The organism is Pedobacter jejuensis (assembly GCF_003725795.1).
Lineage (GTDB): Bacteria > Bacteroidota > Bacteroidia > Sphingobacteriales > Sphingobacteriaceae > Pedobacter > Pedobacter jejuensis.
Map to the genome: position 1 here is coordinate 120963 of NZ_RBEE01000005.1, position 23570 is coordinate 144532.

At 41.8% G+C, this 23570-nt stretch carries 26 protein-coding genes and 1 pseudogene; 21 read left to right on the forward strand and 6 right to left on the reverse strand.

The window, feature by feature from the left end:
• The first annotated feature begins 35 nt into the window (after positions 1-35).
• Positions 36-1208 carry a hypothetical protein gene (locus D7004_RS04475; protein WP_148042757.1) on the forward strand — a complete coding sequence of 391 codons (1173 nt, stop codon included), beginning with the start codon at positions 36-38 and terminating at the stop codon, positions 1206-1208.
• Here D7004_RS04475 and D7004_RS04480 read toward each other — a convergent pair.
• Positions 1198-1419 carry a hypothetical protein gene (locus D7004_RS04480; protein WP_123204675.1) on the reverse strand — a complete coding sequence of 74 codons (222 nt, stop codon included), beginning with the start codon at positions 1417-1419 and terminating at the stop codon, positions 1198-1200. The genes D7004_RS04475 and D7004_RS04480 overlap by 11 nt on opposite strands.
• Positions 1420-1899: 480 nt before the next feature.
• Between D7004_RS04480 and D7004_RS04485 the strand changes: the two genes are divergently transcribed.
• The 14 genes from D7004_RS04485 (at position 1900) to D7004_RS04555 (ending at position 13553) form a co-directional block, all read left to right on the forward strand.
• Positions 1900-2766, forward strand: a complete 867-nt coding sequence (locus D7004_RS04485; RefSeq protein ID WP_167459412.1) for an RteC domain-containing protein — start codon at positions 1900-1902, stop codon at positions 2764-2766.
• A 114-nt stretch (positions 2767-2880) separates the two neighbouring features.
• A complete protein-coding gene (locus D7004_RS04490) occupies positions 2881-3399 on the forward strand; it encodes a hypothetical protein (RefSeq protein ID WP_123204677.1) in 519 nt (172 codons plus the stop codon).
• Between the two features lie 64 nt (positions 3400-3463).
• Entirely contained in the window at positions 3464-3811 is a 348-nt protein-coding gene (locus tag D7004_RS04495; protein WP_123204678.1) for a DUF4134 domain-containing protein, read from the forward strand.
• 100 nt (positions 3812-3911) lie between these two features.
• Positions 3912-4235 (forward strand): DUF4133 domain-containing protein, encoded by a 324-nt coding sequence (locus D7004_RS04500; protein ID WP_123204679.1) that lies wholly within the window; start codon positions 3912-3914, stop codon positions 4233-4235.
• Positions 4235-6703, forward strand: coding sequence for a TraG family conjugative transposon ATPase (locus tag D7004_RS04505; RefSeq protein WP_123204680.1), 2469 nt, complete (start codon positions 4235-4237; stop codon positions 6701-6703). The genes D7004_RS04500 and D7004_RS04505 overlap by 1 nt, the downstream gene beginning before the upstream one ends.
• Before the next feature lie 10 nt (positions 6704-6713).
• Positions 6714-7094, forward strand: coding sequence for a hypothetical protein (locus D7004_RS04510; RefSeq protein WP_123204681.1), 381 nt, complete (start codon positions 6714-6716; stop codon positions 7092-7094).
• Positions 7095-7164: 70 nt separating this feature from the next.
• Positions 7165-7845: a conjugal transfer protein TraI gene (locus tag D7004_RS04515; RefSeq protein WP_123204682.1), complete on the forward strand. Its 681-nt coding sequence runs from the start codon at positions 7165-7167 to the stop codon at positions 7843-7845.
• A complete protein-coding gene (locus D7004_RS04520; RefSeq protein ID WP_123204683.1) occupies positions 7832-8494 on the forward strand; it encodes a hypothetical protein in 663 nt (220 codons plus the stop codon). Before D7004_RS04515 ends, D7004_RS04520 begins: the two co-directional genes overlap by 14 nt.
• The gene (locus D7004_RS04525) at positions 8481-9122 is read left to right on the forward strand and encodes a TerB family tellurite resistance protein (RefSeq protein ID WP_123204684.1); all 642 of its coding nucleotides are present in this window, start codon (positions 8481-8483) and stop codon (positions 9120-9122) included. Before D7004_RS04520 ends, D7004_RS04525 begins: the two co-directional genes overlap by 14 nt.
• On the forward strand, positions 9119-10312 hold the full coding sequence (gene traJ, locus D7004_RS04530; RefSeq protein WP_123204685.1) for a conjugative transposon protein TraJ: 1194 nt from the start codon (positions 9119-9121) through the stop codon (positions 10310-10312). Before D7004_RS04525 ends, traJ begins: the two co-directional genes overlap by 4 nt.
• An 11-nt stretch (positions 10313-10323) precedes the next feature.
• Positions 10324-10941, forward strand: coding sequence for a conjugative transposon protein TraK (traK, locus tag D7004_RS04535; RefSeq protein WP_123204686.1), 618 nt, complete (start codon positions 10324-10326; stop codon positions 10939-10941).
• A 114-nt stretch (positions 10942-11055) separates the two neighbouring features.
• A complete protein-coding gene (traM, locus tag D7004_RS04545) occupies positions 11056-12273 on the forward strand; it encodes a conjugative transposon protein TraM (protein ID WP_244214243.1) in 1218 nt (405 codons plus the stop codon).
• Between the two features lie 45 nt (positions 12274-12318).
• Complete coding sequence (locus tag D7004_RS04550) at positions 12319-13317, forward strand: hypothetical protein (RefSeq protein WP_123204688.1); 999 nt, start codon at positions 12319-12321, stop codon at positions 13315-13317.
• A 59-nt stretch (positions 13318-13376) separates the two neighbouring features.
• A complete protein-coding gene (locus D7004_RS04555) occupies positions 13377-13553 on the forward strand; it encodes a histone H1 (protein ID WP_123204689.1) in 177 nt (58 codons plus the stop codon).
• Between the two features lie 55 nt (positions 13554-13608).
• On the opposite strand, the gene D7004_RS04560 is transcribed toward D7004_RS04555, so the two are convergent.
• The gene (locus tag D7004_RS04560) at positions 13609-13926 is read right to left on the reverse strand and encodes a hypothetical protein (RefSeq protein WP_123204690.1); all 318 of its coding nucleotides are present in this window, start codon (positions 13924-13926) and stop codon (positions 13609-13611) included.
• A gap of 632 nt (positions 13927-14558) precedes the next feature.
• Here D7004_RS04560 and D7004_RS04565 point away from each other — a divergent pair.
• The 5 genes from D7004_RS04565 (at position 14559) to D7004_RS04575 (ending at position 16461) form a co-directional block, all read left to right on the forward strand.
• Complete coding sequence (locus D7004_RS04565; protein ID WP_123204691.1) at positions 14559-15116, forward strand: hypothetical protein; 558 nt, start codon at positions 14559-14561, stop codon at positions 15114-15116.
• Between the two features lie 74 nt (positions 15117-15190).
• Positions 15191-15325, forward strand: coding sequence for a hypothetical protein (locus tag D7004_RS21125; protein WP_279634725.1), 135 nt, complete (start codon positions 15191-15193; stop codon positions 15323-15325).
• Positions 15315-15482, forward strand: a complete 168-nt coding sequence (locus tag D7004_RS20555; protein WP_167459413.1) for a hypothetical protein — start codon at positions 15315-15317, stop codon at positions 15480-15482. The genes D7004_RS21125 and D7004_RS20555 overlap by 11 nt, the downstream gene beginning before the upstream one ends.
• 11 nt (positions 15483-15493) lie before the next feature.
• Positions 15494-15985, forward strand: a complete 492-nt coding sequence (locus D7004_RS04570) for a J domain-containing protein (RefSeq protein WP_123204692.1) — start codon at positions 15494-15496, stop codon at positions 15983-15985.
• A 38-nt stretch (positions 15986-16023) separates the two neighbouring features.
• Positions 16024-16461 (forward strand): DUF6908 domain-containing protein, encoded by a 438-nt coding sequence (locus D7004_RS04575; protein WP_148042759.1) that lies wholly within the window; start codon positions 16024-16026, stop codon positions 16459-16461.
• An 89-nt stretch (positions 16462-16550) separates the two neighbouring features.
• On the opposite strand, the gene D7004_RS04580 is transcribed toward D7004_RS04575, so the two are convergent.
• The 4 genes and pseudogenes from D7004_RS04580 to D7004_RS04595 form a co-directional block, all read right to left on the reverse strand.
• Positions 16551-17699 (reverse strand): DGQHR domain-containing protein, encoded by a 1149-nt coding sequence (locus D7004_RS04580; RefSeq protein WP_123204694.1) that lies wholly within the window; start codon positions 17697-17699, stop codon positions 16551-16553.
• 603 nt (positions 17700-18302) lie between these two features.
• Positions 18303-19534: pseudogene (locus D7004_RS04585) on the reverse strand (IS256 family transposase).
• Positions 19535-19645: 111 nt separating this feature from the next.
• On the reverse strand, positions 19646-21946 hold the full coding sequence (locus tag D7004_RS04590; RefSeq protein WP_208646789.1) for a DGQHR domain-containing protein: 2301 nt from the start codon (positions 21944-21946) through the stop codon (positions 19646-19648).
• Positions 21943-22335 carry a DNA adenine methylase gene (locus D7004_RS04595; RefSeq protein ID WP_208646790.1) on the reverse strand — a complete coding sequence of 131 codons (393 nt, stop codon included), beginning with the start codon at positions 22333-22335 and terminating at the stop codon, positions 21943-21945. Before D7004_RS04595 ends, D7004_RS04590 begins: the two co-directional genes overlap by 4 nt.
• A 476-nt stretch (positions 22336-22811) precedes the next feature.
• Between D7004_RS04595 and D7004_RS04605 the strand changes: the two genes are divergently transcribed.
• A complete protein-coding gene (locus D7004_RS04605) occupies positions 22812-23417 on the forward strand; it encodes a hypothetical protein (protein ID WP_123204697.1) in 606 nt (201 codons plus the stop codon).
• Positions 23418-23570: the final 153 nt, after the last annotated feature.

The following is a 23570-nucleotide window of genomic DNA, read 5'->3' on the forward strand; positions in this document are numbered from 1 at the left end:
TTATTACGATGTTAAAAACTACTACTATACAACCTATGAAATATGAATTAACTAAATTAGAAGCTTGTTTAAACAAATGGTCTTCTGAAAAATCATTGACCAATGTCGAAGAACAGTTAGCCGCTTTTCGACAACACACCTGGGACGCCGAAAAGGCAATCATTCATAGTTTGCTTTTACAAAGAAATCAAACTTCATTGCATACCTACTTTTCTATTCACATGCAAAAACTTGTTGAGCTGTGCGATAAGCTATATGAATTATTTGATAAGAATGTAAGCCATCAGACAATAATGTTAACCCTTAACTTATTAGGTGCATTAAAGAAAGCTGCACCGACTTTAATTGATCGAGATTTAGCATTACCTAAAGCGTTTAGAGTCATACAGGGCGATATATTTAAAAATCAATGGCAAGTACTGTTGCTTCGATTCGATGAACTTAGCTTGTCCCCTGAACTCGCTCAAATCATCGAATTACCCTTGGACGAATTTAGTTCTTTAAAGCGAAAATTATCTTGGTTCCATTATATCTGGCTGAAACAGTACTTTGCTGAATTGGAACAGATAGACTTCTCCAAATATGACCAATACCCAGGACCGGAGCATCTACTCCATGTGTGCCTGATCAAATTAAATTTCAATCATCCAAGACTGATGACCTATTGCTGCGAGTTGATTAAGGAAAAGGCGAACGGTTCTGAAGAGTTGAAAGAGCAACTATTTGTTTTAAGTATGACCAAAAAAATCTTGAAACAAACAACTATGCTGACCGATGAGCCGTTTTATCAGAAACAGCAATCCATCGTAGAAGATATTTGTAAATGGATTGATGAGGAGTTAGATTTTCGTAATTTATACGATGTGGCGGTTTTTACCCATAACGGCAGAAAGGTGCCAGTTAATCCATACAAATACATCTATGACATGACTTTAGAACAATTGGCCTTTTGGAAGAAACTGCAATATGATCACAAAGTATATATAGAGGATAATATTGATAATTTTTCGATCAAAATCGCCTATAACTCCTCAACAAAAAACAAGGAAGAATTATCGGTGGGAAGTATTACCTCTAAGCTTTACAGTAAGGACCAAAAAGTGATTGCGCCGGTACACGAAATTGTCGCTGCAATGAACGCGACTTTACGGCCTATTCTTGAACTGTTGGAAAGGATGCTGGAAGATCTACGGCCATTTATGGCATAATATACTTTCCGAGCTTTTCCTTTTCCATAAATGAGATATATTCGGTGAGCATCCTGTAACCAAAGCCGGGGAATTTAAGCAGTTCGCTCGGTTGGTGTTCCAGTAACCCGGTTAATGAATGAAAGCCGAGTTGCATAGCTTTTCGTTTAAATTCTTCTGAAAATTCCAGTCCGGTGATAGGGGTATTTAAAATGATTTCAGCGTAAGGCATGAGTATGATTTTATTGCCTGCTATCCCGATACAGGGTGTCATTAAACGATATAGCGCGGGATACGTGCCATATCTGTATCAGAGGTACCGCGAAGCACCCATACACAAGATAAGCCGCCGTCCCGCGCTGTAGCGCAGGCGACAAGCCTATTTTCCCTTGTGTATTTAAAAATTCGCGGTTTTCTGATACAAGTAAAATAGCCGTTCGCTATATATATTTTTACGCTCAAATATAGCGAATACACTTCATTTCTAAGCACGGGAGTTTAGTCGGCACCAACTTCCCACCTGAGTCCCACTTGACCACTATTGGGAATAATCCCTTCTTTGAAAAATTCTTAACCAATAATTAAGCTTATGGATCAATAAATACCCATCGTTGCTTTGTTTAAACTGCCGCTCGGTTGCGTCAGGCAAAGCGCAATTACCTCAATGTGTTTACTTATGCTAATATCTTATGCAAAGCAGGAACTCCTGCTGATGGAAGATGAATTAACAACAATTGTGACGGTACACCCTGAACCTTTAGACCGAATGAAAGCGGCTTTGGTTTGTATCAGGAAATTCCTGCAACGCCAGTTGCAGTTTATTACCGACCATCCTTTTAAGGATAGGCAGGAAGAAGCTTCCTATTTCAAAAACATCAAGCCTCAATTCTATTACCATTACATTTTCGAGGTGGCCTTGTACAATTTGGTTACCGGCCTGTCCTGTGGTGATGATGAATCCAAACGAGCTTATTATCACGACGAATTGCGCTTTGCACAAAGAACTTTTAAAGAGCACCCCTTTTTGTACCAGTACTATCGGTTAGGTGGTAATGAACTGGACGACCTCTATTTTGTTCGTGGAGTTGCTGTCCAAAGTGTATTGATCCCAGAAGTACCGGAATTGGATAGCGCATTTTCTACCAGCGGCGATTACCTCTTTGCCAAATTCAAAGCTTATGAAATGCTACAGGAGTATATCGCTCATGAGCTGTCCAATGTCGGAAAGGCTAACCGGGTAACTTTTGCACGGCCCGGCAAAGGTGCCGAGCCTTTGAAATGGACAGGCGACCAGGTGAATGCGATTGAATTGGGTTATGGGATCTGGTTATCCGGCCAGCTCAATAAAGGTGATGCCTCTTTAGCGGACATTATGTACTGGCTGGGCCAGAGTTTGGATATTGACCTGGCCCGTCATACCCGCAGGTTTGATGAGATCAAGGCAAGGAAGCTGGTCAGCCAGACCCGTTTTACGGATAATATGCGGGATGCGATCAGGCAGCATATTGATAATGCCAATGCTTTCAGACCGAATGTATTGCGCAGGGCTAACCGAACAGGTTCAAAATCAGACGAGTAATTATAAAGTTTCGCCACTTTTTGGGACTGCCGGATTAGGGTTCGCGATCCCGGCAATTTTGGGGTAACAAAAGCCTGCTGCAATGGAGCGGCAGGTTTAAAACCATTCAAATTTATGTTACATCAAATCACCTGGCAGCAGTACACGGTTGTTGTCGTTGCATTTTTACTGGTCTGGTACGCGGTCGTCTGGCTGAAGTATTTTAAGAAACCCGCCGATGGTTTTTTACAGCCGCCTGAGCCGCTGGAACATCGAGATTTTGAGGATGATGAGCCGGACGATCTGTTAGGCAGATCCGCTGAAGAATACGGGGTTAGTACGGTAGACAGCGACGAGCTACATTTCGGCCCGGATGCGGAAGAGGACTTGGAGCCTGAAACGAGCTTTGCGGATGAAACCGTAGAATTGCAGGGCCTGGTACCAGATGTTTTGGAAGAGATTAAAACGATTATCCAAACAGTGGAATCCGGCGATGGGACAAAAGAGGATTTTATCAGCCTTTTCAAACTGGTCTCTACTAAGTATCCGCAGATGGCAGAGAGCCGCCATTTGGACGCGATTAATGATTGGATCATTGAAAATGTGCCTTTTGAATTAACTGAAGAAGAATTGCACCAACTCTGGATCAGCTAAAAGCAAGCTTATCCCCACACGAAAACGGTAATCAATCTATTCAGTGAACCTCAAAAAAACAACAATGAAGAATCAATTCATCAGTCCTAAAAAACAAAACGCTGCGAAATTATTACTGGCATTATTGATCGCGAATGCCTTAGACCTGTTCTTTAACGCCACCAATGCGCTGGCCCAAGATGGTAATGCCGGGATAACCCAAGCGACCACGATGGTCAAGGGTTATTTTGATACCGGCTGCAATTTGATGTACGCCATCGGTGCAGTTGTCGGCATCATTGGGGCAATCAAAGTGTACTCCAAATGGAATGCGGGAGAGCCGGATACCAACCGTGTAGCAGCGGCCTGGTTCGGTTCCTGTATCTTCTTAGTGGTGGTGGCAACAGTGATCAAATCGTTCTTCGGTTTATAAGCCGGTTGAGTGTAAACATAAATAATCATCCATAAAATGGCCTTTCAGTATCCGTCCCCGTTGGGGACGGTGCCGAAAGCCGGTAAATAAGGAGGAAAACATGAGTTCGGTATATGAAATCAATAAAGGGATTAACAAACCTTTAATGTTCAAAGGCTTGAAGGCGCAATACATCGGCTACCTGGGTGGCGGTCTGCTTTGCTTACTTATTCTATATGCTGTATTGTATATCAGCGGGCTGAATAATTACGTATGCTTGGTCCTGATTGGTGGTTTAGGAACAGCGCTGTTAACAGCCATATTTCGTATGAGCCATAAATACGGCCAGTATGGTTTATTAAAAAAGAGCGCCAACCGAAGTATTCCCACTTACCTGAAATTCAGGACAAGGAAATCATTTATTAATCTAAAGAAAGGAATCTAATGGTAAATATTGAAAACATATTGCCGGTCTATAAAGTGGAGAACGATTCTATCGTGTCCGTGCAGGGTGATATTACGGTGGTTTTTAAAGTAACCCATAAAGATATTTTCACCGCTTCCGCTGACGATTATGAGGGTGCCCATCACGTGCTTGTTAAAGGTTTGAAGGTATTACCGAAAAATACGGTCTTTCATAAACAGGATATTTTCATCAAGTCAAAACATCAAGCCAGATCTGATGCTGATATGGGTTATTTGGCCAAAACTGGTGAAGCCCATTTTGAAGGCCGTCCTTACCTGGAGCATACTTGTTATATCATGCTGACCAAAAAGCCCGACGAACGCAAGACGGCCAGCAGCGGTTATTCCGGTTTGATGCGTAAAAGGGTTGTTCCGAAGCAAACCACCGATGAAAAATTGTTCCTGGACTTTATGGAAAAGGTCGGGGCATTTGAGCAGATCCTTTCGGATAGTGGGTATCTTCATTTAAAACGGTTGACCGATGATGAACTGGCGGGGACAAAAAGCAAAGCCGGGATTATTGAATCCTATTGTTTCCTGCTTTCACCCAATGAAAAACCGATGCTCAAAGATGTTCACCTGAAGGATGAGATCAGGATCGGTGATAACCATTGCCAACTATTTACGCTATCTGATGTGGAAGATCTGCCCTCGCTATGCGGCAGCCGGGTGAACTATGATAAGTATAGCACGGATAAAAGCAATTTCAGTATCGGCTTTGCCTCTCCTATCGGGTTACTGTTAGACTGTAACCACCTGTATAATCAATACATTTTTATAGGTGATGCGCAGGCTACCTTAAAAGGTATGGAGAAAAAGCGTTTACGCTTACAGTCCTTATCCGCTTACAGCCGGGAAAATGCCATAGCCAGGGATGCCACATCGGATTTTTTGAACGAGGCGATCAGTGAGCAACGTTTGCCGGTAAAGGCGCATTTCAACGTCATGGCCTGGACGGATGATGTTACACAGTTACAGCCGATCCGTAATAAGGTAGGTTCGGCAATGGCGCAGATGGATGCGGTTGCCCGGCAGGAAACGGACGGAGCCGCGCAGATCTGGTGGGCAGGCTTACCGGGCAATGCAGCAGACTTTCCTATGAACGACACCTTTGATACGTTCGTGGAACAGGCCACCTGCTTTATGAATATGGAGGGTAATTGCAGTTCGGACGGTAAAGGTATCCGCTTCGGTGAGCGCAGCCACGGCAGGCCGGTGTACGTTGACCTGTTTGATAAGCCGATGAAAACGGGTTTGATCACTAATCGCAACCTATTCATTTGCGGCGGTTCAGGAGGTGGTAAATCCATGACGATGAACCACATGCTCCGAACGCTTTATGATGAGGGTACCCATTGTGTAACCATCGACATTGGCGGTAGTTATAAAGGTTTATGCACTTTGGTCAACGGCTATTATTTTACCTATACCGAGGAAAGCCCGATCAAATTCAACCCTTTTTACATCGGTAAAGGTGAGGTGCTGGACATTGAAAAAAAGGAAAGCCTGAAAACGCTGTTGCTGGCGCTCTGGAAGCGGGAAGATGAACGTTATAACCGTTCGGAGTATGTAGCCATCTCTGGTGCCATCACCTTGTATTATGAACACCTGAAAAAGAACCCGCTACTGTTTCCCTGTTTCAATACCTTTTATGATTTCCTGATGCTGGAATATATGCAGGTGATGGAGAATGGTAAGGTTAAGGAAAAGGATTTTGATATGAGCAACCTGCTGTATGTGTTGAATCCTTATTACAAAGGCGGTGAGTTCGACTATTTGTTGAACGCTACCGAAAACCTTGACCTGCTGAATGAGCGATTTATTGTATTTGAGCTGGACGCGATCAAGGGGCACGAGGTTTTGTTCCCGGTTGTGACCATCATTATAATGGAGATGTTTATCTCAAAAATGCGGAAGCTGAAAGGAAAACGCAAGATACTGGCGATAGATGAAGCCTGGATCGCGATAGCAAAGTCAGGCATGGCCAATTTTATCAAATACCTTTTTAAGACCATCCGTAAATTCAACGGGATAGCCGCGTTGATCACGCAGGAGGTAGACGATTTATTGAGTTCACCTATTATCAAAGAAACGGTGATCAATATGTCCGATACCAAACTGCTGCTGGATATGCGCAAGTTCATGAACAAGTTTGACCGGTTGCAGGATGCTTTAGGATTATCAGAGAAAGCTAAAACCTTGCTTTTGTCGGTCAATAAAGCCAATGAGAAAGGCAGGATGTACCGCGAGGTATTCATTGACCAGGGCGGGCAGGAACTCAAAGTGTACCGTAACGAGTTATCCGTTGCCGAATACCTGGCCTACACCACCGAAGAATCCGAAAAAATGCTGGTCGAGGAATATACCGCCCGCTGCAATGGTGATATGGAAAAAGGTATTGCGCTTTTGATCCGCGAAAAGTACAGCAAACCAATTAGTAAACATTAAATCTGATGTAATGAAAAGAATCATCTTAATGCTTGCAGTAGCAGGCATAGCCTTTATAGGCTGTAATAATACAAATAGTACCGCTATTACTGACTTTATCCCCGGCACCTATGTGAACCAGGCACAGAGCGGCTACAGTGTTGCCAATGATACCCTGATCATTGCAAAAGCTAAGAGTACCGATAACATCTATCTCATTACCCGCAGAACGGGTTATCGGCGGATAACTGACGGTAAGCTGCAAGCCTTGCAGCACCAGGTGAAACACCTTTCAGGCTCATGGGATAGCCAAAAGCAGATCCTGGAGGTAATGCAAACCCATACCTTCCTCATTTTTCAGCCGGATAAGCGGAACCTGCTGAACGGGGTAAGCGAATACCGGAAGCTATAAAACCTGGCTAAAATTAATCAACAATTTTCAAACCAATTAAAACACCCTCTTTGGGGGGTAAGGGGGGCTTATGAAGAAATATATGGTGATCCTACCATTATCCGCAATGACCTTATTCGTGGCATTGCCCAAAAATGCCGATGCGCAATTTATTATTGCCGATGTGATCAAAGCGGCCATTACCAAAGTGATCAAAGCGATTGACCTGAAGGTACAGCGCCTGCAAAATCAAACCATCTGGCTGCAAAATGCGCAAAAGACGGTCGAGAACCAGCTGCACAAATTCAAGCTTGATGAGATCTCGGACTGGTCACAGAAGCAAAAAGACCTCTATGGCAAGTATTACAAAGAGTTGCAGACAGTAAAATCCGTGATCGCTTATTATGAGCGCATCAAAGATATGACCAATAAGCAAACCAGCTTATTGAATGAATACAACCATGCCTGGGGACTGCTGCGGAACGATAAACATTTCAGCGGCGATGAACTGACCTACATGCAGAAAGTCTATCGCGGCATATTAGAGGAAAGCGTGAAGAACCTGGATGAACTTATGCTGGTCATTAAATCCTTTCAAACGGAAATGAGTGATGCCAAAAGGCTGGAACTCATCAATGCCGCAGCTAACCGCATGGATGAAAATTACAGCGACCTGCACCGTTTCAATAACCAAAATTATATGCTCAGTGTACAGCGGGCCAGGACTGAAAACGAAACGCTCACTTTAAAGAAGTATTATGGTATTCAGTAATGTAACGGGTCACACCCCTTTCAGGGGGCTGGCTATCCTTATGTTTTTGCTCTGTTCTTCTGTCGCTGGTAAAGCACAAACTTTTGCTGAATGGTGGTCGCAGAAAAGTACCCAGATCAAATACCTGGAACAGCAGATCGTCGCCGCCCAGGTTTATTACGGTTACCTGAAGCAGGGCTATAATATCTCCCAAAAAGGTTTGGGTGTGATCGGTGACTGGAAGAACGGGGAATTGACCCTGCACAAGGATCATTACGATGCGTTAAAAACGGTCAACCCGGTAATTCGTGACAGCCCAAAATTTAAGGTAATTCCTCAATATGCCGATGCCATTCCGGGACAATTTGACCACCTGCAAAACCTTGCCGGTTTAACCGCCGATAACCGGTTTTATATTGATGCGGTGCGGCGAAAAGTTTTGGCCGAATGTAACCGGGATTTGCAGGAGCTGGAACTGATCGCGGTAAACGGGAAAGCGGAAATGACCGACGATGAGCGGATCAAAAGGTTGGATCAGCTCTATGACAGCATGAAAGACAAGTTTGCCTTTACGCTATCCTACTGCAACCAGGTTAAAACCCTGCTGGTTCAAAAACAACAGCAATTACAACAATTACAAACAGAAAGGGGGTTTTATGAGATCAATTAAAGCGTTGATAGTAGGATTGTTTTGCCTTGCGCTAATCGCATTCAATGTTGCTCCGGCCAAAGCGCAGTCTTTCGAGATCCAGCAATTGTTGCTGGATGTAGCTAAACTTGCTCAGTTCAAAAGTATTCTGAACGAAATGTATGATGGCTATACCATCCTGACCAAAGGCTACGGTACAGTGAAGAACCTGACACAGGGCAATTTCAACCTGCATGAAGTGTTCCTGGACGGCCTGTTACAGGTTAGCCCCGAGGTAAGGAAGTACGCACGGGTGGCAGATATCATTGCCGATGAAAGCAATATCCTATCGGAATACAAAAAGGGCTACAGCCGTTTCCGCAACAGCGGAAGGTTCAGTGTGAGCGAACTGGATTATATCAGCAACATCTATGAACGGCTGACCAGTGCCGCTTTGCACAATGCCGCTGACCTGGCCGATGTGCTGACCGCATCAAAGCTACGCATGTCGGATGATGAACGGTTAAGCACTATTGACCGGATCTACCTGGACACGAACGACAAGCTGCAATTCCTGCGGAGTTTCAACAGCCGGACAGGGATATTACAGGCCCAGCGGCAAAAACAAGTTAACGAAACGCAAACCCTTCAAAATTTGTACAAGCCATGAAAAAACTAAAAATGTTAACGGGCCTTGCCCTGTTATTACTGGCTCCCTGTTTAGTTCACGCCGAGGGCATTACCGACACCCTGACCGGTATGCAGCCGGTATTGGATAATGTCTACAAACAAATGCTACCCTTATGCGCTAAACTGATCGATGTTGCCCAGGGTATCGCAGGCTTTGCCGCGCTTTGGTATATCGGTTCACGGGTTTGGAAACAGATCGCCCACGCGGAACCGATAGAATTCTACCCTTTGATCCGGCCATTTGCTTTGGGCATCGCTATCGGCCTGTTTCAAACTTTGGTGATCCCGGTGATGAACGGAGTTTTACAGCCGGTCGTGGAGGTTACCAACGGTATGGTTAAAGACAGTAATTCCGCTATTACGCAGTTACTCAAACAGAAACAGGATGCGGTAAAGAACAGCACAATGTACCAGATCTATATTGGTGATGATGGGAATGGTTCCCAGGAAAAATGGTACAAATACACGCACCCCGATGATCCTGATGGTAATAATGAGGGAATTATTGACGGCTTGGGTAATGATGTGAAATTCTTCCTGGATAAGCAATCGTATAATTTCCGCAACAGCATCAAGCAATGGTTGAGCGAAGTATTGGAGGTGGTTTATGCGGCATCGTCCTTATGTATCAATACCCTGCGGGTGTTCTTCCTGATCGTATTGGCCATATTGGGGCCGCTGGTGTTCGGCTTATCTGTATTCGATGGTTTCCAGCATAGCCTGACCCAATGGTTCGCGCGGTATATCAATATCTTCCTATGGCTGCCTATTGCCAATATCTTCGGCAGTATCATCGGGCAGATACAGCAGGAAATGCTCAAAATGGATATTGCGCAGATCCAAAGTGCGGGGGATACTTTCTTTAACCAGACCGATACGGCTTACCTGATATTTCTCTTGATTGGAATTGTAGGGTATTTCTCTGTACCGACCGTAGCCAATTTCGTGGTACATGCGCATGGCCATAATGGAATGCTGCAAAGGGTGAGTTCGATAGCCAGTACAACGGTTAGTACCTCCGCTGCAATGGCCGGTAGTGCAGGCAGCGCCACCGGATCACGGATGGCAAGCGGAGCTGTTAATATCCTGAAAACGCCGGGTTATATCAAAGATGGTTACCAGGGTGGTGGTAAAGACAGCTTTCAAAAAGACAAGTTATCAGGCAAATAAATCTCAGACGTATGTTTACACAACTCAGAAATATCGACAGTGCTTTTAAGCACATTAAACTATTCAGCTATTTGCTGATCGGCGCTTGTATCCTGATCTCGTGCTTTGCCATCTGGAAAAGCTACCAGAGTTCAGATAATTACAAGAACCACATTTATATCCTGGCGAATGGTAAAGCTTTGGAAGCTTATGCCGCAGACCGTAAGGACAATATACCGGTAGAGATCAGGGATCATATCAAAATGTTCCACCATGACTTTTTTACCCTTGATCCTGACGATAAGGTTATCGAGGTCAATATTACCAAAGCTTTGTATATGGCCGACGGTTCGGCAAAAACGGCCTACAGCAACCTGAAGGAAAGCGGTTATTATGCCAACCTGATCTCCGGTAACATCAGCCAGCAGGTAGATGTAGACAGCATCGCGCTGGACATGAACCAATATCCCTATTACTTTAAATGCTTTGCTACGGAAAGGCTGATCCGTTCGACATCGACCGTAACCCGCAGCCTGGTCACGCAGGGTTATTTGCGGAATGTATCACGCAGTGATAACAACCCGCACGGTTTCCTAATCGAAAAATGGGAAACGCTGGAAAACAAAGATCTGTCCACCCAAAGCAAATAAGATGAAAGCAATAGGTAAATGGCAGGTAACTGCACCGATGAGATCGTGGTTTAAAACCGCCATCCAAAAACGGCACAGGCAACTGGCTGATCACCTCGACCGGAAAACGCAGCATTGGAACAGGGCTTCCAAAGTGCTTTTCTTATTACTGATCTGCCTGCTGCTCGGGGCTTTAAGCTTTGGCCTTTTGATCAGGGCTATTTATTAACAGAATTTATAACCGCTGCTATGCAGCAAAAAAAAACCATTATGAAACAAAACACCGTAGTCAACACCCAGCAACAGGAGAAGCACCGGAAATTCATGCTTGTCCTGCCATTATTGATCCTGCCATTCCTCACGTTAGGCTTTTATGCTTTAGGCGGTGGTAAGGGCGATGTAAGCGCAACGCTTAAGCAACAAGGCATTAACACCCAATTACCGGAAGCGCAGTTTAAGAACGAAAAACAGCAAACCAAAATGGGGCTGTATGACCAAATGGCAAAAGATTCGGTATCGGCATCTAACAACACAGTTAGCCCCTCTTTTGGGTTTAAGGATGAAAAGGCCGGCCAGTTGTCAACCATAAGCCAGCAGGGAATAACGGCAGACGACCACGAGCAGGACATCAGGCAAAAACTGGCAGCGATCAGGCAAGAGGTCAACCGTCCGGAGCCGGTGGTTACGCCCGCAGCCGTTCAGCAAGTAACAGACCCTAATACCGAAAAGCTGGAAAAGCTATTGAAATCTGTGCAACAGGGTAAAACCGAAGATCCTGAAATGCAGCAATTGGGCGCTTTACTGGATAAGATTCAGGCGATCCAAAATCCAGGCGTTGCATTGAGTAACCTGAAAGCAAATTTACCACCCTTAAAGGATACCGCTTTTAAAGCAATCCCGGCAGTCATTGACGGCTCGCAAAAAGTGTTGCAGGGAGGCGTGGTTAAACTTAAGTTGACTGATACGATGCACCTGAAAGGTATGATATTTAATAAAGGCCAATTACTTTTTGGTAACTGTACCATTGTTAACCAGCGCTTATTACTGGATATTAAAAACATCAGGATCGGTACCGCTATTGTCCCCGTTAACCTCACTGTTTATTCTTTAGATGGCATTATCGGCTTGAATGCACCGGAGGCAGAGTTAGCCGAAGCCGCAGGCAGCGGTACAGATGATGCTTTGCAAAGTATGCAATTCCTTTCTATGGATCAGTCGCTGGCCACACAGGCCGCGGGGGCCGGTATCAGTGCTGCCAAATCGTTGCTCGGTAAGAAAGTCAAGCGGGTAAAAGTGAAACTGGAGGATAGCAGGCAGGTATTGCTTCGCAACAACGATAATAAGATCCGCTAAGCAGCTAAACCATTATTATTTACCAATCAATAAACACCCAATACGATGAACTTAAATAATTTACAGGATCTCCAACAGGAGGTCAGAAGCATGGGGTTTAACCCAAAGATAGCTGATGAACTGGAAAAGAGCATGAAAGCTTTACCGGGCTATTTCACATTGAAAGACCAGTTCCCCGGGGATAAAGGCATGGTTGATATGACCCTGCATTTTAAAAAATCGGGCCAGTCGGATAACTATTCCTTTAACAAGTTTGAAGTAACTGCCGGTAAAGTACCGCCAACCGTAGAAAACCAGCAGTACATGGTCATTTCTGCCGATAAAGATAAACCTGATAAATTCCTGGTTAAGAACTTTGACAGCCCGAATGAGGCGCTTGATTTCTTTAAAAAGCAAAAAGGAACCAGTGAATTGGCCGTTGGCGAAAGCGTGGAGGCCAAACAAAACCTGGCTTCCATGAAAGATGGTAAGGTGAACTTTATTAATCCCGATTTCAGGCAGGCGTATTTCAGCCCAGCGGTCAGCCAGACCTTTTATCTAAAGGATGGTAAAGGATTTTCGGCAAGCCAGGCGGCTAATTTGGTACAGGACAGAACCGTATTCCGTAACGATATGATGACCAGGGATGGTGATTCTTATAAAGCGTGGATACGTTTGGATTTCGATGTTAAAAAAGATGATTTCGGCAACCATAAATTTAAGCAGTTCCATCACCCGACCTATGGTTTTGACATGGAAAAAACGCTGAACGCTTATAAGATCAAAGAACTAGCCGAACCCGAAAAGAAAGCCGAGATCATAAAAGCCATGAGCAACGGCGACCGCGTTGCAGTAACCGCTACGGGTAAGGACGGCAAAGAAACCAAAGTGATGGCCGAGGTTGTTCCCCGCTACGGCAAACTGAATTTCTTTAGTGAAAAAGGCGCTGCATTAAAACGCGAGCAGTTTACCAAAACCGCCACAGTTAACAACACGCAAAGCCAAAGTAAAAGCCAATCCCAGGATAAAACACAGCAACAAGGCCAAAGTCGGGGTATCCGTTGAGCCGTTAGAAATATTCATTACATAATAACAAACAGATTTTTTAATTTAAAAACAACATCATGAAAAATTTCCAGAAGTTGAAAAACATCGTATTGACCGCTGAAACCGACGCGGTAAAGTTTTATGAAAAAGGCAACAATACCGCAGGCAGGCGATTAAGAGCCGCTATGCAGCAAATAAAGAAGTCTGCTAACACTATTCGTGTTGAGGTATCAAAATTAAAGAAAAGCGAATAAGTGAAATAAAATCTTTTTGTTTAAAGGCCTGGTTATTTTGACCAGGCCTTTGCCGTTATATCCAGGTAAGGTAGTCCTCCCGGTAATCATGTAACTGCCCTACCCAGCTTGGATATTCAAATTTAAAATCCTTTTCGATCTCATCTTCAAATCCCTTTTCCATCAGGACTACTTTGTGGATTTTTTCAAGGTCAAAGCGGTAATAACCCGGCTGGCCGGAATGCCATGCCCAGGCATAAACAAAATAGTCTCCAAATGATGAATCGCCCGTAAATATCGGTTTGATGGAGGTATGGGTGTCGTCATCTTCGTGATATTGGATCTTAACCCACCGTTTGTTTTTGATCGCGTTAGTTATCTCTTTGTCTTTCATGAGTTTAAAAAATGTTTTAACTATGGTTTCTAATTGAGGGGAATTAAAACAATAATAAGCACTTGCCGGGTCAATTACAGGGTTACAAAAAGATAATTTATCCACAAACTTAGCACCTGTCAATGCTATAACGGTCAGCTGGTTCAACGCGTCCGGGCCATAGGCACCGCCCGCTTATTCATCAGCTTACCCTTTGCTGCCAGCCATGTGCTTCATACTTCCGCACACACTGGCTTTTCTTTTTACGGCGTCGCTTTTTTAGGTTTCTTTAATGTGATTTTTTAGGCGCTTACCCGACATTTTATTAAACAAATTTCTGGAAAGCATTCTGCACGTCAAGACCGGGCCTCCGGTTTTGTAAAAAAAATCTTCCTCGCTTTTTTTCATAGGATGCCTCCGGCGGGTTTGTTTCCGAGCGTATTTTTTTTTCAAAAGTCTTGTCTTTGCAGCCTGCTTATTCAGGTGAGGTGCTTAATAAAAAGCGAGCGAGCGTAGCGAGCCACTTTAAAACGAACAAAAAGCACCAGTATGAAAAATATAAAAAGCAGAGCGCCACCAAACGGGCAACACAGCAAACGCCGACCTGTCACGCCCATAGTATTTAAAATCATAAACATTAAAAAATAAAAATCATGAAAATCAACGAAGCAAAAAACAATAGCAGTGCAACCAATAACGGAACAGCCAATACCGCAAACCCAGTAACTGCCGATAAAAACAAAGTGGCCTTTGTTAACAGTAACCCGGTTAATAAGGATAGCGCAGAGATAAAGGATAAAGAAGATAAGAACAAGGTAGAGGAAGAACAGCCGAAAGGCGAAGCACCGCCAACTGAAGCCCCAAAGGCTGAACAGGCGTCTGCGCCAGCTAAACCACAACCCGTTAAACCTGTAATGAATTTAGATAGCACGGTAAAGGTGGTGTTAGACCTGAACCGCAAAATTCAGTACCGCAACAGGATGCAAACCATTGTTGCCAACCTGGACGACTTTGTAGTGAAGCAGGAAGAAGTGGGCGAGGAAACAGGCGCAAATAGTTTGCAGGGTTGCGAACTGATTATCAGGGACGATCAGGGGCGTACTTTCAGCACGAAAAACGCAAACCTTATTCAACAATCGGCGCAGTTTGTCAATAACCTGTGTGTTGAGAAAATTGCGGAGATAGAAGCCGAAATTATCATACCTGCTTAATAACAATAAAGCCCCCTTTCCCAAAACACTAAAGGGGGCTTACTTTAAATTCACCTACAGTAAATCCGAAGCAAATGTACGAACTATTTATAGAGCTGACCGACCAACTATTTTGGGTTGGATATGCCGAAGATTTGGCCATCAGCAACCCCGCAGTTTTTAATTCCGAGTTTAATGACTTCTTAAATAGCTATAGCCATGCAGGATAAAATATTGCTTATTGTACGGCTGATTGTAGAAACCGACCATGTACATATTAACGATGCAGTAAAGGAGATAGAAACGAATACGGTTTTAAATATCCCAAGTACGCCAAATGTAAAAGTGCTTAAAACCGAAATCCTTAAAACACACCAGGATAACTAAATAATAAGCTTATGAAATGGTTTAACGAATGTAAGACGATAGACGAGGTAAAAGCAGAATATAAACGGTTGGCTAAACTGCATCACCCCGATTTAGGAGGCGATACGGCAACTATGCAGGAAATTAATAAGACTTATGCTTTTGCCTCCGCTAAAGTTATCAAAGGGGCTAACTTATCGGATGAAGAAACAGAAAACGAAATCCTGTCATCAGAAGCGTACCGCAAAGCTATAGAAGCAATTATATACTTAGACGGCATTTTAATAGAGTTAGTAGGCGCATGGATTTGGGTAACTGGTAATACCCGCCCGAATAAAGAAATCCTGAAAGCCGCAGGGTTTTTATTTGCTTCTAAAAAAGTAGCTTGGTATTTCCGCACCGCTGAATACAAAGTAAGCAAGGGCGGTAAAAAGAGCCTTGATGAAATCCGTGAAAAGTACGGTAGTGAAGTATTGAACGGTAATAATAAGAACCGCCCCAAGCATCAATTTTTAAGAAACTGATTAAAGCGGAGGCGCAACCGTCCAAAGGGCGCATTTTTATGAAAGCATTAAATCAAAACAGCACCGCTATATTTTGCCGTCTTATGGAAATGATGAACGGTAACGAACATTTAAAAATCTACAATGATCCTTTTATGCCTTTAACTATTGAAAAGGTTGGAGAGGATATTATAACCCCAATGGGCGTAGGTTGTGCTTATAGCCTTTGCCATTATTATGAACAACATGGCGATTTGGTGCAGGACCCGGAAATGTGCTTTTTAATTTGGTTTGACCGCATGGAGGAAACCGAAGAATTAACAAAAGTCACCATTGCACCCTTTATATTCCAGCAAGGTAATTTAGGCGTATATCAGGAAAGTATAGAATTTAGCAGCCAGGTCATGGGTAATGTACATAAAGAGATGCAGGCCGACCACGCCGAATTTGCAGATATGTGGTTAGTCAATATTAAACTACAGGGATTTTTAAAATAAAAACTAATTCATTTATATTAACCGCCGTGTGTTATTTCAATATATACGGCGGTTTTGGATTTTAACATGAGCAAATGCTTATAGATCGACTAAATTAACTCCGTCAACTGCTTATACAACGCTGATTGTCCAGACGTGCCCGGCAAATAGTTTTCTTTTGTGAAAACATCATCACCTAAATTAACATTACGCAAAATTCCTGCATAATCGGATTTGGTTAAAGTTGCACCAATGTCCGCGCTTTTAGTTGTACATAGGCTTAAATAAGCGGGGCGCAAGAATTTCATAAGTGCAATTACTCCTGTGGATTTATTAAGAATAGACGGTTCTGACCAAGAAAGAGGCCATTTATCTTTTGCAGCCTCGAAAAGGTTCCAAATATTTTCAGCGATATCTTCGTCCTTTTCGTCAATAAATAAATTTCTGAATATGTGATTTTTTAAATCAGAGCCAGTTGCCCTTGCTAATTTTTTTCCTCTTATCAGCAGATCTCTATCATTGTAAGGGTTTTTAGAAATATACTTGATTATAAGTTCGGCTAAAGTGGCTTGTGTTATGGTTTCTCTGTCAGGGTCATCTGCTCGACCCAGAATTTTTATCTTGTCTTTAAAAGGGCTATTTGCCGTATCATTTAAAAGTTTAACAATATTATGGGCTGTTCTTTGAGGACTGCGAGATTTGGCAAAAGAAAACAAATCATAAACCAAGGATTTGTTAACCTTAGTCTGTGCTTTATTAACGGTAGAAAAAATCATGGATTGATCATCCATGTCCAAGTCAACAAAAATTGTAACATTAAGTTGAAATTTCTCTGAATTTTCATGGGCAATTTTGAAACTTTCTTTCAAGCCTTCTATCCGATGCTGGCCGTCCAAAATACTTGCTATATCATTCGCTAAACGGATTTGCATTTCCGAATTAGCCACATCAAATATTAGGTTCCTTGATTCGGTTTCTTCCGTTATCTGAGTAAATGAAGGAATATGAAGAATGATGCTTGTTGGAAAAGTGGCATCAACATTTCTTACGTATTCAGCAATTTCCTTAATTCTTTTGGGAGAAAGGTCCCTTTGAATGCCCAAATATGTGTCAGTAGTATTTTTTTCTTCGTTTTCAATTCTTCTGATGTCCGAGTAGGCGATCGTTTTCAGGTCTTTCCAGTCAATGACACCCACATAAAATAGCCCAATTGGTTGGGTTATTTGTATACATTTTATTGATATGTACTGATCTGCCATTAGTTGTTCGGTTTAAATTTACTTGAAAGATCCGAGTAAGAAGAATTCCTGCTCTTAAGTGTATCAGCGTTATTCTCAATGAATTTTTCTCTTGCTAAAATGATGTAAAGAAGTAAAAGTGAAGCATAAAATATTATGTATGAGGAGACATTTACATATGAGTCACTATGTGTTTGACACGGAAAATTTTGTTTCAATACGATAACTCGGATATAAAAGCCCAAATTCACGAATAACAAAGCAACACTTATAGAATTGAAAAAGGTTATTTTAAGTTTTCTTGTAGAAGAGTATAACGCAGTAGTCAAAAATGAAAAACTTATTAATAAGATTGAGCCGTCTTGAATAAAAGATATAAGGCCGGGCCATGTTAAACCTTTAATCAGGTGGTCTAATATAAAGGTAATTATCAAATAGCCAGCCCATATACCTACCGTGTTCCCAATCACAGAAAACAGTAGATTAATTAAGGACGATAGATAAATCCTGTAGAATAGGGAGTCTGTGGGAGTGTAAACTCAACTGTGTCAACTAAAAATAAACTTATTATTGTTTGAGATGTTGGAATGGGGGAAACTCCTTCAGTTTTCCATATTTCAACATCTATGCGTTATTTAGGTGATCAGCTATCCTATCATCAAACATAATGTAAAGTTGAGATAAAGTCAAACTCCAGTTATGCATCGGCATTGTCCATTTCTCAGAGATATTTTGCACCACCAGGTATACCAGCTTTAACAAAGCATTATCCGAGGTAAAAGCCCCCTTTGTTTTAGTTACTTTACGCACCTGTCTGTGAAAGCCCTCAACCGCGTTAGTGGTGTAGATCACTCTGCGAATGTGTGCGTCGTACTTAAAAAAAGTTGATAGGTTTTCCCAGTTATTGTACCATGACTGAACTGGTACCGGATACTTTTTACCCCATTTTTCATCCCGGGAGATCAGGTTTTCATAGCCTTGTTCTTTGTTAATGGCCTGGTATACCGGCTTAAGATCAGCCATGAATGCCTTCTTGTCCTTCTCCGCAATATAGCGCAGGCTATTACGGATCTGATGCACAACGCAGGTCTGTATCTCTGTTTTTGGAAAGATAGCCGCTATGGCCTCGGGGAAGCCTTTTAGGCCGTCTATGCATGCGATCAGCATATCCTGCAGCCCACGGTTCTTTAGATCGGTCAATACCGAAAGCCAGAACTTAGCACCTTCGCTTTCAGATAAATACATGCCCAGCAGGTCTTTTTTCCCACGCAGGAAACACCAAGGATATTGTAAACAGCCCTGGTAGTTACGCCGTTGCCTTCACGTACCTTATAGTGCATACAATCCAGGTATACAAATGCGTAAACCGATTCCAGCGGCCGCTGCCGCCATTCGTTCATGGCGGGGATAACCTTGTCCGTAATAGAGGATAAGGTAGTTGCGGAAATATCCATCTGGTAGATCTCCATGATATGTTTGGAAATATCCCGTGTGCTCAGGCCAAGCCCATACAAACCGATAACCTTATCTTCCAGCTCTTCGGTAATGATCACTTGCCGCTTTGGTAACACTACGGGTTCAAAACTGCCAGACCTGTCCCGATTGCTTTGCAGATCAAATTCGCCTGAAAGGCTCTTTACCCGTTTCGTGGTTTTACCATTAAGCCGATTGCGTAAGCCTGCAGCTTTTTCTTCCTGCAGATGGGTTTCAAGTTCGCCCTCAAGTGACGCTTCTAAAAAATGTTTCAGTAAAGGCGCAAAGATGCCCTTTTCTCCGTTAAGGGGTTTACCCGCGTACATCCCCTTGATCGCTTCGCGTTTGAAGCTTTCAAAATCAAAATTGTTGTTCTCGTTCATCGTACTATATCTAAGTTAAAAATTCTATCCAAATTTTTAACTGACACAGTTCATTTTACAGTCTCGAGTCTGTAAATTTTTCCAATTTTAAATATTGAATTTATCGTTGTTTTATTCCGTTTCAATTAGCCACTCGTGAATTTCACACAGAAATTCAAACTCATCTTTTTTTACGCTGTAGGAATGGACATTTTGATTTCTTATTCTTTCTAGCTTTTGCATCCATTTAGTTTTTTCATCTTTCCCACCAGGCATTTTTTCTTCCCCTGGTTTTGTATATTTCTTATCAAAAACATCTTTCCAATTGCTTAAATAAGTAGCTATTCTCCTATAATCAATTATTGTCATGCAATCCCATTGATCAATTTCTTGTTCGTTATCATCCAATTCCCTGTTTTTCTGATTAGCCAGCAAAACCGCAGCATCTTGTACTTGTGGAGGCACACCCTTTTTAAACCAATTTGCTGAATAATAGTCTTCTAAGCTTTGTTTGAAGTCTGATTTAAGATGTGTTTCAATATCACGAATCATTTTAAACGAATCTTCATTGTATTGCTTGGCCTCATCTTCCCAATATTTCGATAAGCCATCTGGATTAAAATTATTTTTAGCCTTTGAAATTACCTGTTGAAGTTTTCGCCAATATTTTGCTCTACCTGCATCGCCGTAGCTTTTGCGTAAATCTAAACGTTCCTCAGTACTCAGATTATTGTAATAGTCCAAAAGTGGAATAAAGTAAGGTTTACATTCCTCAAGCACTTTTTCATTCGGCTCCGTCTTTGGATTAATTTTTAACTCTGCAATCAAATGATCAATTACATCACTAAAGATTCGGATTAAGCTAATAATGCCAGCGTTGATTGATAAGATGCCTTCATTATTCTCTCCAGCTTTCCACTCGTTTTTTAAATTGTCTTTAAAATATCTAAAAGCTTCTTTTAAAAATGGTAACAGCTTCCAATAGGTAGCCTCGCTATCACCAATAAAGAAACTTCCTTCTTTTCTAATCGTGTTTTTATTGATAACTCCAAAAAAATTGCTTCTATCCAAAGCAGTCTTGACAGAATCAATCGTAATACATCTTGAACTTGTTTTCGGATTTTCTCCAATAATTATTTTGTCATATAATGGGCTATCAATGTCTTCTCCTAAATCTTGGGCTACTTGTAATTTGATGGCTTTTATACGTTCTTCCAAATCACTTGAGTTCCATAATAAATCAGCATTCAGAGTATTTCTTAGATTTTTAGGTACAGCTTTTTGATTTTCATTTATTTGCATGAATAACCTCACCTGTTCAGTCCTGTTCAAGTTAACAAATGCGACTACGGGAATAGAGTTTGTTTGTCGATAATCAGAATTGGCGTAACCGTATAATCGATGCTGACTATCAATGATATAAGCAGATCGGTAGGTTTTCGGAAGATGTAATATGCCTATTTTAGATATAGAGGATTCAACCTGCGTGTTAGCTCTTTCAAAATGCAGGCTTTTCTCGGTTTCGACATTAATAACTAAAGAGTTAGGAAAAAAACCAATGTTTTCAATAAATTGTTGAATCGCGGTTAATCTTGACTTTTTAATGAGCCGTTGATAAGTCGGCATAAGTTTCTTATTGGCCTTGTTCCGATGGAGAACATAGGCGATTTTTAATAGCCTTTCTGGCTCAACAGAAAATGAGTAATAAGTATGACCGCCCATTTTCCCCTGAATGGCCGGAATTTTATTTTCTAATTCAGGAATGGTCTGCCCTGAAAAGATGTTACCTAAAAGTTGATACCTTGCAGCTAATCCCAAATACTTTGAAAGATCTTGGTAATACTCAAGGGTTTCCTCGTCGAAATGAAGTATGTCATAATTGGCTAACAACTGCGTATCTTGTTCAGGGAGATAGTAGTTTTTAGTAGCTAAAATAAACTTTATTTTATGCTTTGAATTTGGATAGAGCTGCTTTAATGTTTTTATAATGCCATCCTTTTTACCGCCGATATCTTGAATGGTTGCTTTAAAGTCCCCTTGTTGCGGATCACCTGTGCAACATCGACTTTGAACTAATAAAATACACTCATCGTCAATCGCAAGTATATTAACTTCTTGGCCGGCCGTAAAATTGTCGTTATGTGGAATTGAGAGATCACGGTCTTTATTTAGGGAACTAAAACCTAATTTGGCAAAAAGGGCCCAAATGCCATCTTCAAATGCTATTTCTGGATCTTTGACCTTTCTAAGTCTAATACGGGTTTTGTACGCTTTATCCGTATCCCATCCCAATTTATTATACTTGATAAATTGGTCATGGGGTACAGAGATTTTTTCATAATCATCCTGTCTCCTGCGCAATTCTGAACTAAGGTTGTTGTCCTGAACCATTAATTCGTTAAACTTATTTTTGAAGAGTTCTTGAATTGTCATATCGCAAGATTTGTAAATACTAATTCATTTGTACTCCCTCTTTCAGCGTTTATGCCACCAATCAGATTCGCCCGCGATAATTCGTGAACTTGGTCGTCCTTTTCAAATATTTCTTTTACTTTATGGTGGGCGGCGTTTGTTAAGATGTAAAATGCGTTTTGGTCTTTTATAAAAGAAATCAACTCGCTCAATCGATACTGATCTTCAAGTGAAAAAAGCTTCTCATTATATTTGATGAAACCATTGTCATTATGTGATACAGTGTAAGGGGGGTCCAGAAAAACCAAATCGCCAGTCGTTATATTATCTCGGACAATATCAAAGTCAGCAGTAGTGAGTTCTGTGTTTTGAAGTGACATTTTTAAAAATGGCAAAAGTAGTACTGCCATGTATTTAAAAGACATATATCATCCCTTATAACTGCCTAAAATTCGACGGTAAATGTTCGCTAAAGCTGAAAAGTAAGTGGAGAATAGCACCGTCTCGATAAGGAAATACGGGGTATTAAAATGGATTATACTATAAATTATTTTAGGGAAATCTCATCAATTTTTTGTGAAAAAAACTCTGACAAACTCTGCCAAACCAGCATTTTTTTTGTCGGAATTTGTGACTTTTTTCGATCTCTTTTTTAAAAAAAGTAATCGTGGAGAATTGCTTTGCGGCCACAAGAAAATCTCAAAAAAACAGTGGAGAATAAGGCAAAAAATCCTTGAAAATCAAGAAAAAGTCAGTATTTTTATAATAGGCAATTTTGAAAAAAGGGTAAAAACTGCATTTCTGATATTTTAAACGATGATTCTATCAATGATTTTCAGTCAAAAACACCGTCAAAACTCTGCCAAAAACACTAAAAAACTGCAAAATGAAAAATCAAAAACTGCTCTCAGAGCATCAAAAACGCAGTTTGAGTAATGCAATAGAGGCGCTTTCCACTCCGATATTCTCCACGGGTACTTCTAAGTCATTGAAAAACAATGACTTAGAAGATTTTTTGCCCCGTAACTCTGACACAAGTCTGCCACTAAACGCCACGGGAGTCCAAAATTCACCCCGTCCGGCTAGGCGAAAAAATCAAAATTCTTCTGAAGAAAATCCTAAAAATGGTGGGTACTCCCAGCGTCAGTCCCATGAAAAAACTTCTCGTGTGGCGAATTTTGGCTTTATGGATATTCCTGAATTGCCATACACTGTTCCCCGCATCGTAAAAGGACGGACCATAATAAAGGTTCCTGTGGGGAGTACGATGGAAAAAGAGGTTGCCAAACAAAGTTGGTATGTAGAATTCTTTTTTCACAATGCAGCAGAAGAACGGATGGAGCGGATCAGGGTAACCAGGAAGCTCAACAGGATAAAGGATCCAAGGCAAAAGCTTAAAAACTTTAATAATCTGTGTGAAGCATGGATAAACCGCTTCAAATTGACCCCTCTTCGCCAATCTAAAAAGTTCCCCTTAGCCGAGTTAATTTGATAAGGTTCGCCAAAGGAAAAAGACCCCTTTGCGCCAATCCAAATTGACCCCCTTGAAATTGCAGATTCGTTTGTGCTAAATGGTTTATAGGAATATGTTTTTGTTTAGCTTTTAGCCGAACAAAAACTGTTGATTACAATGTCCATGAGTCTT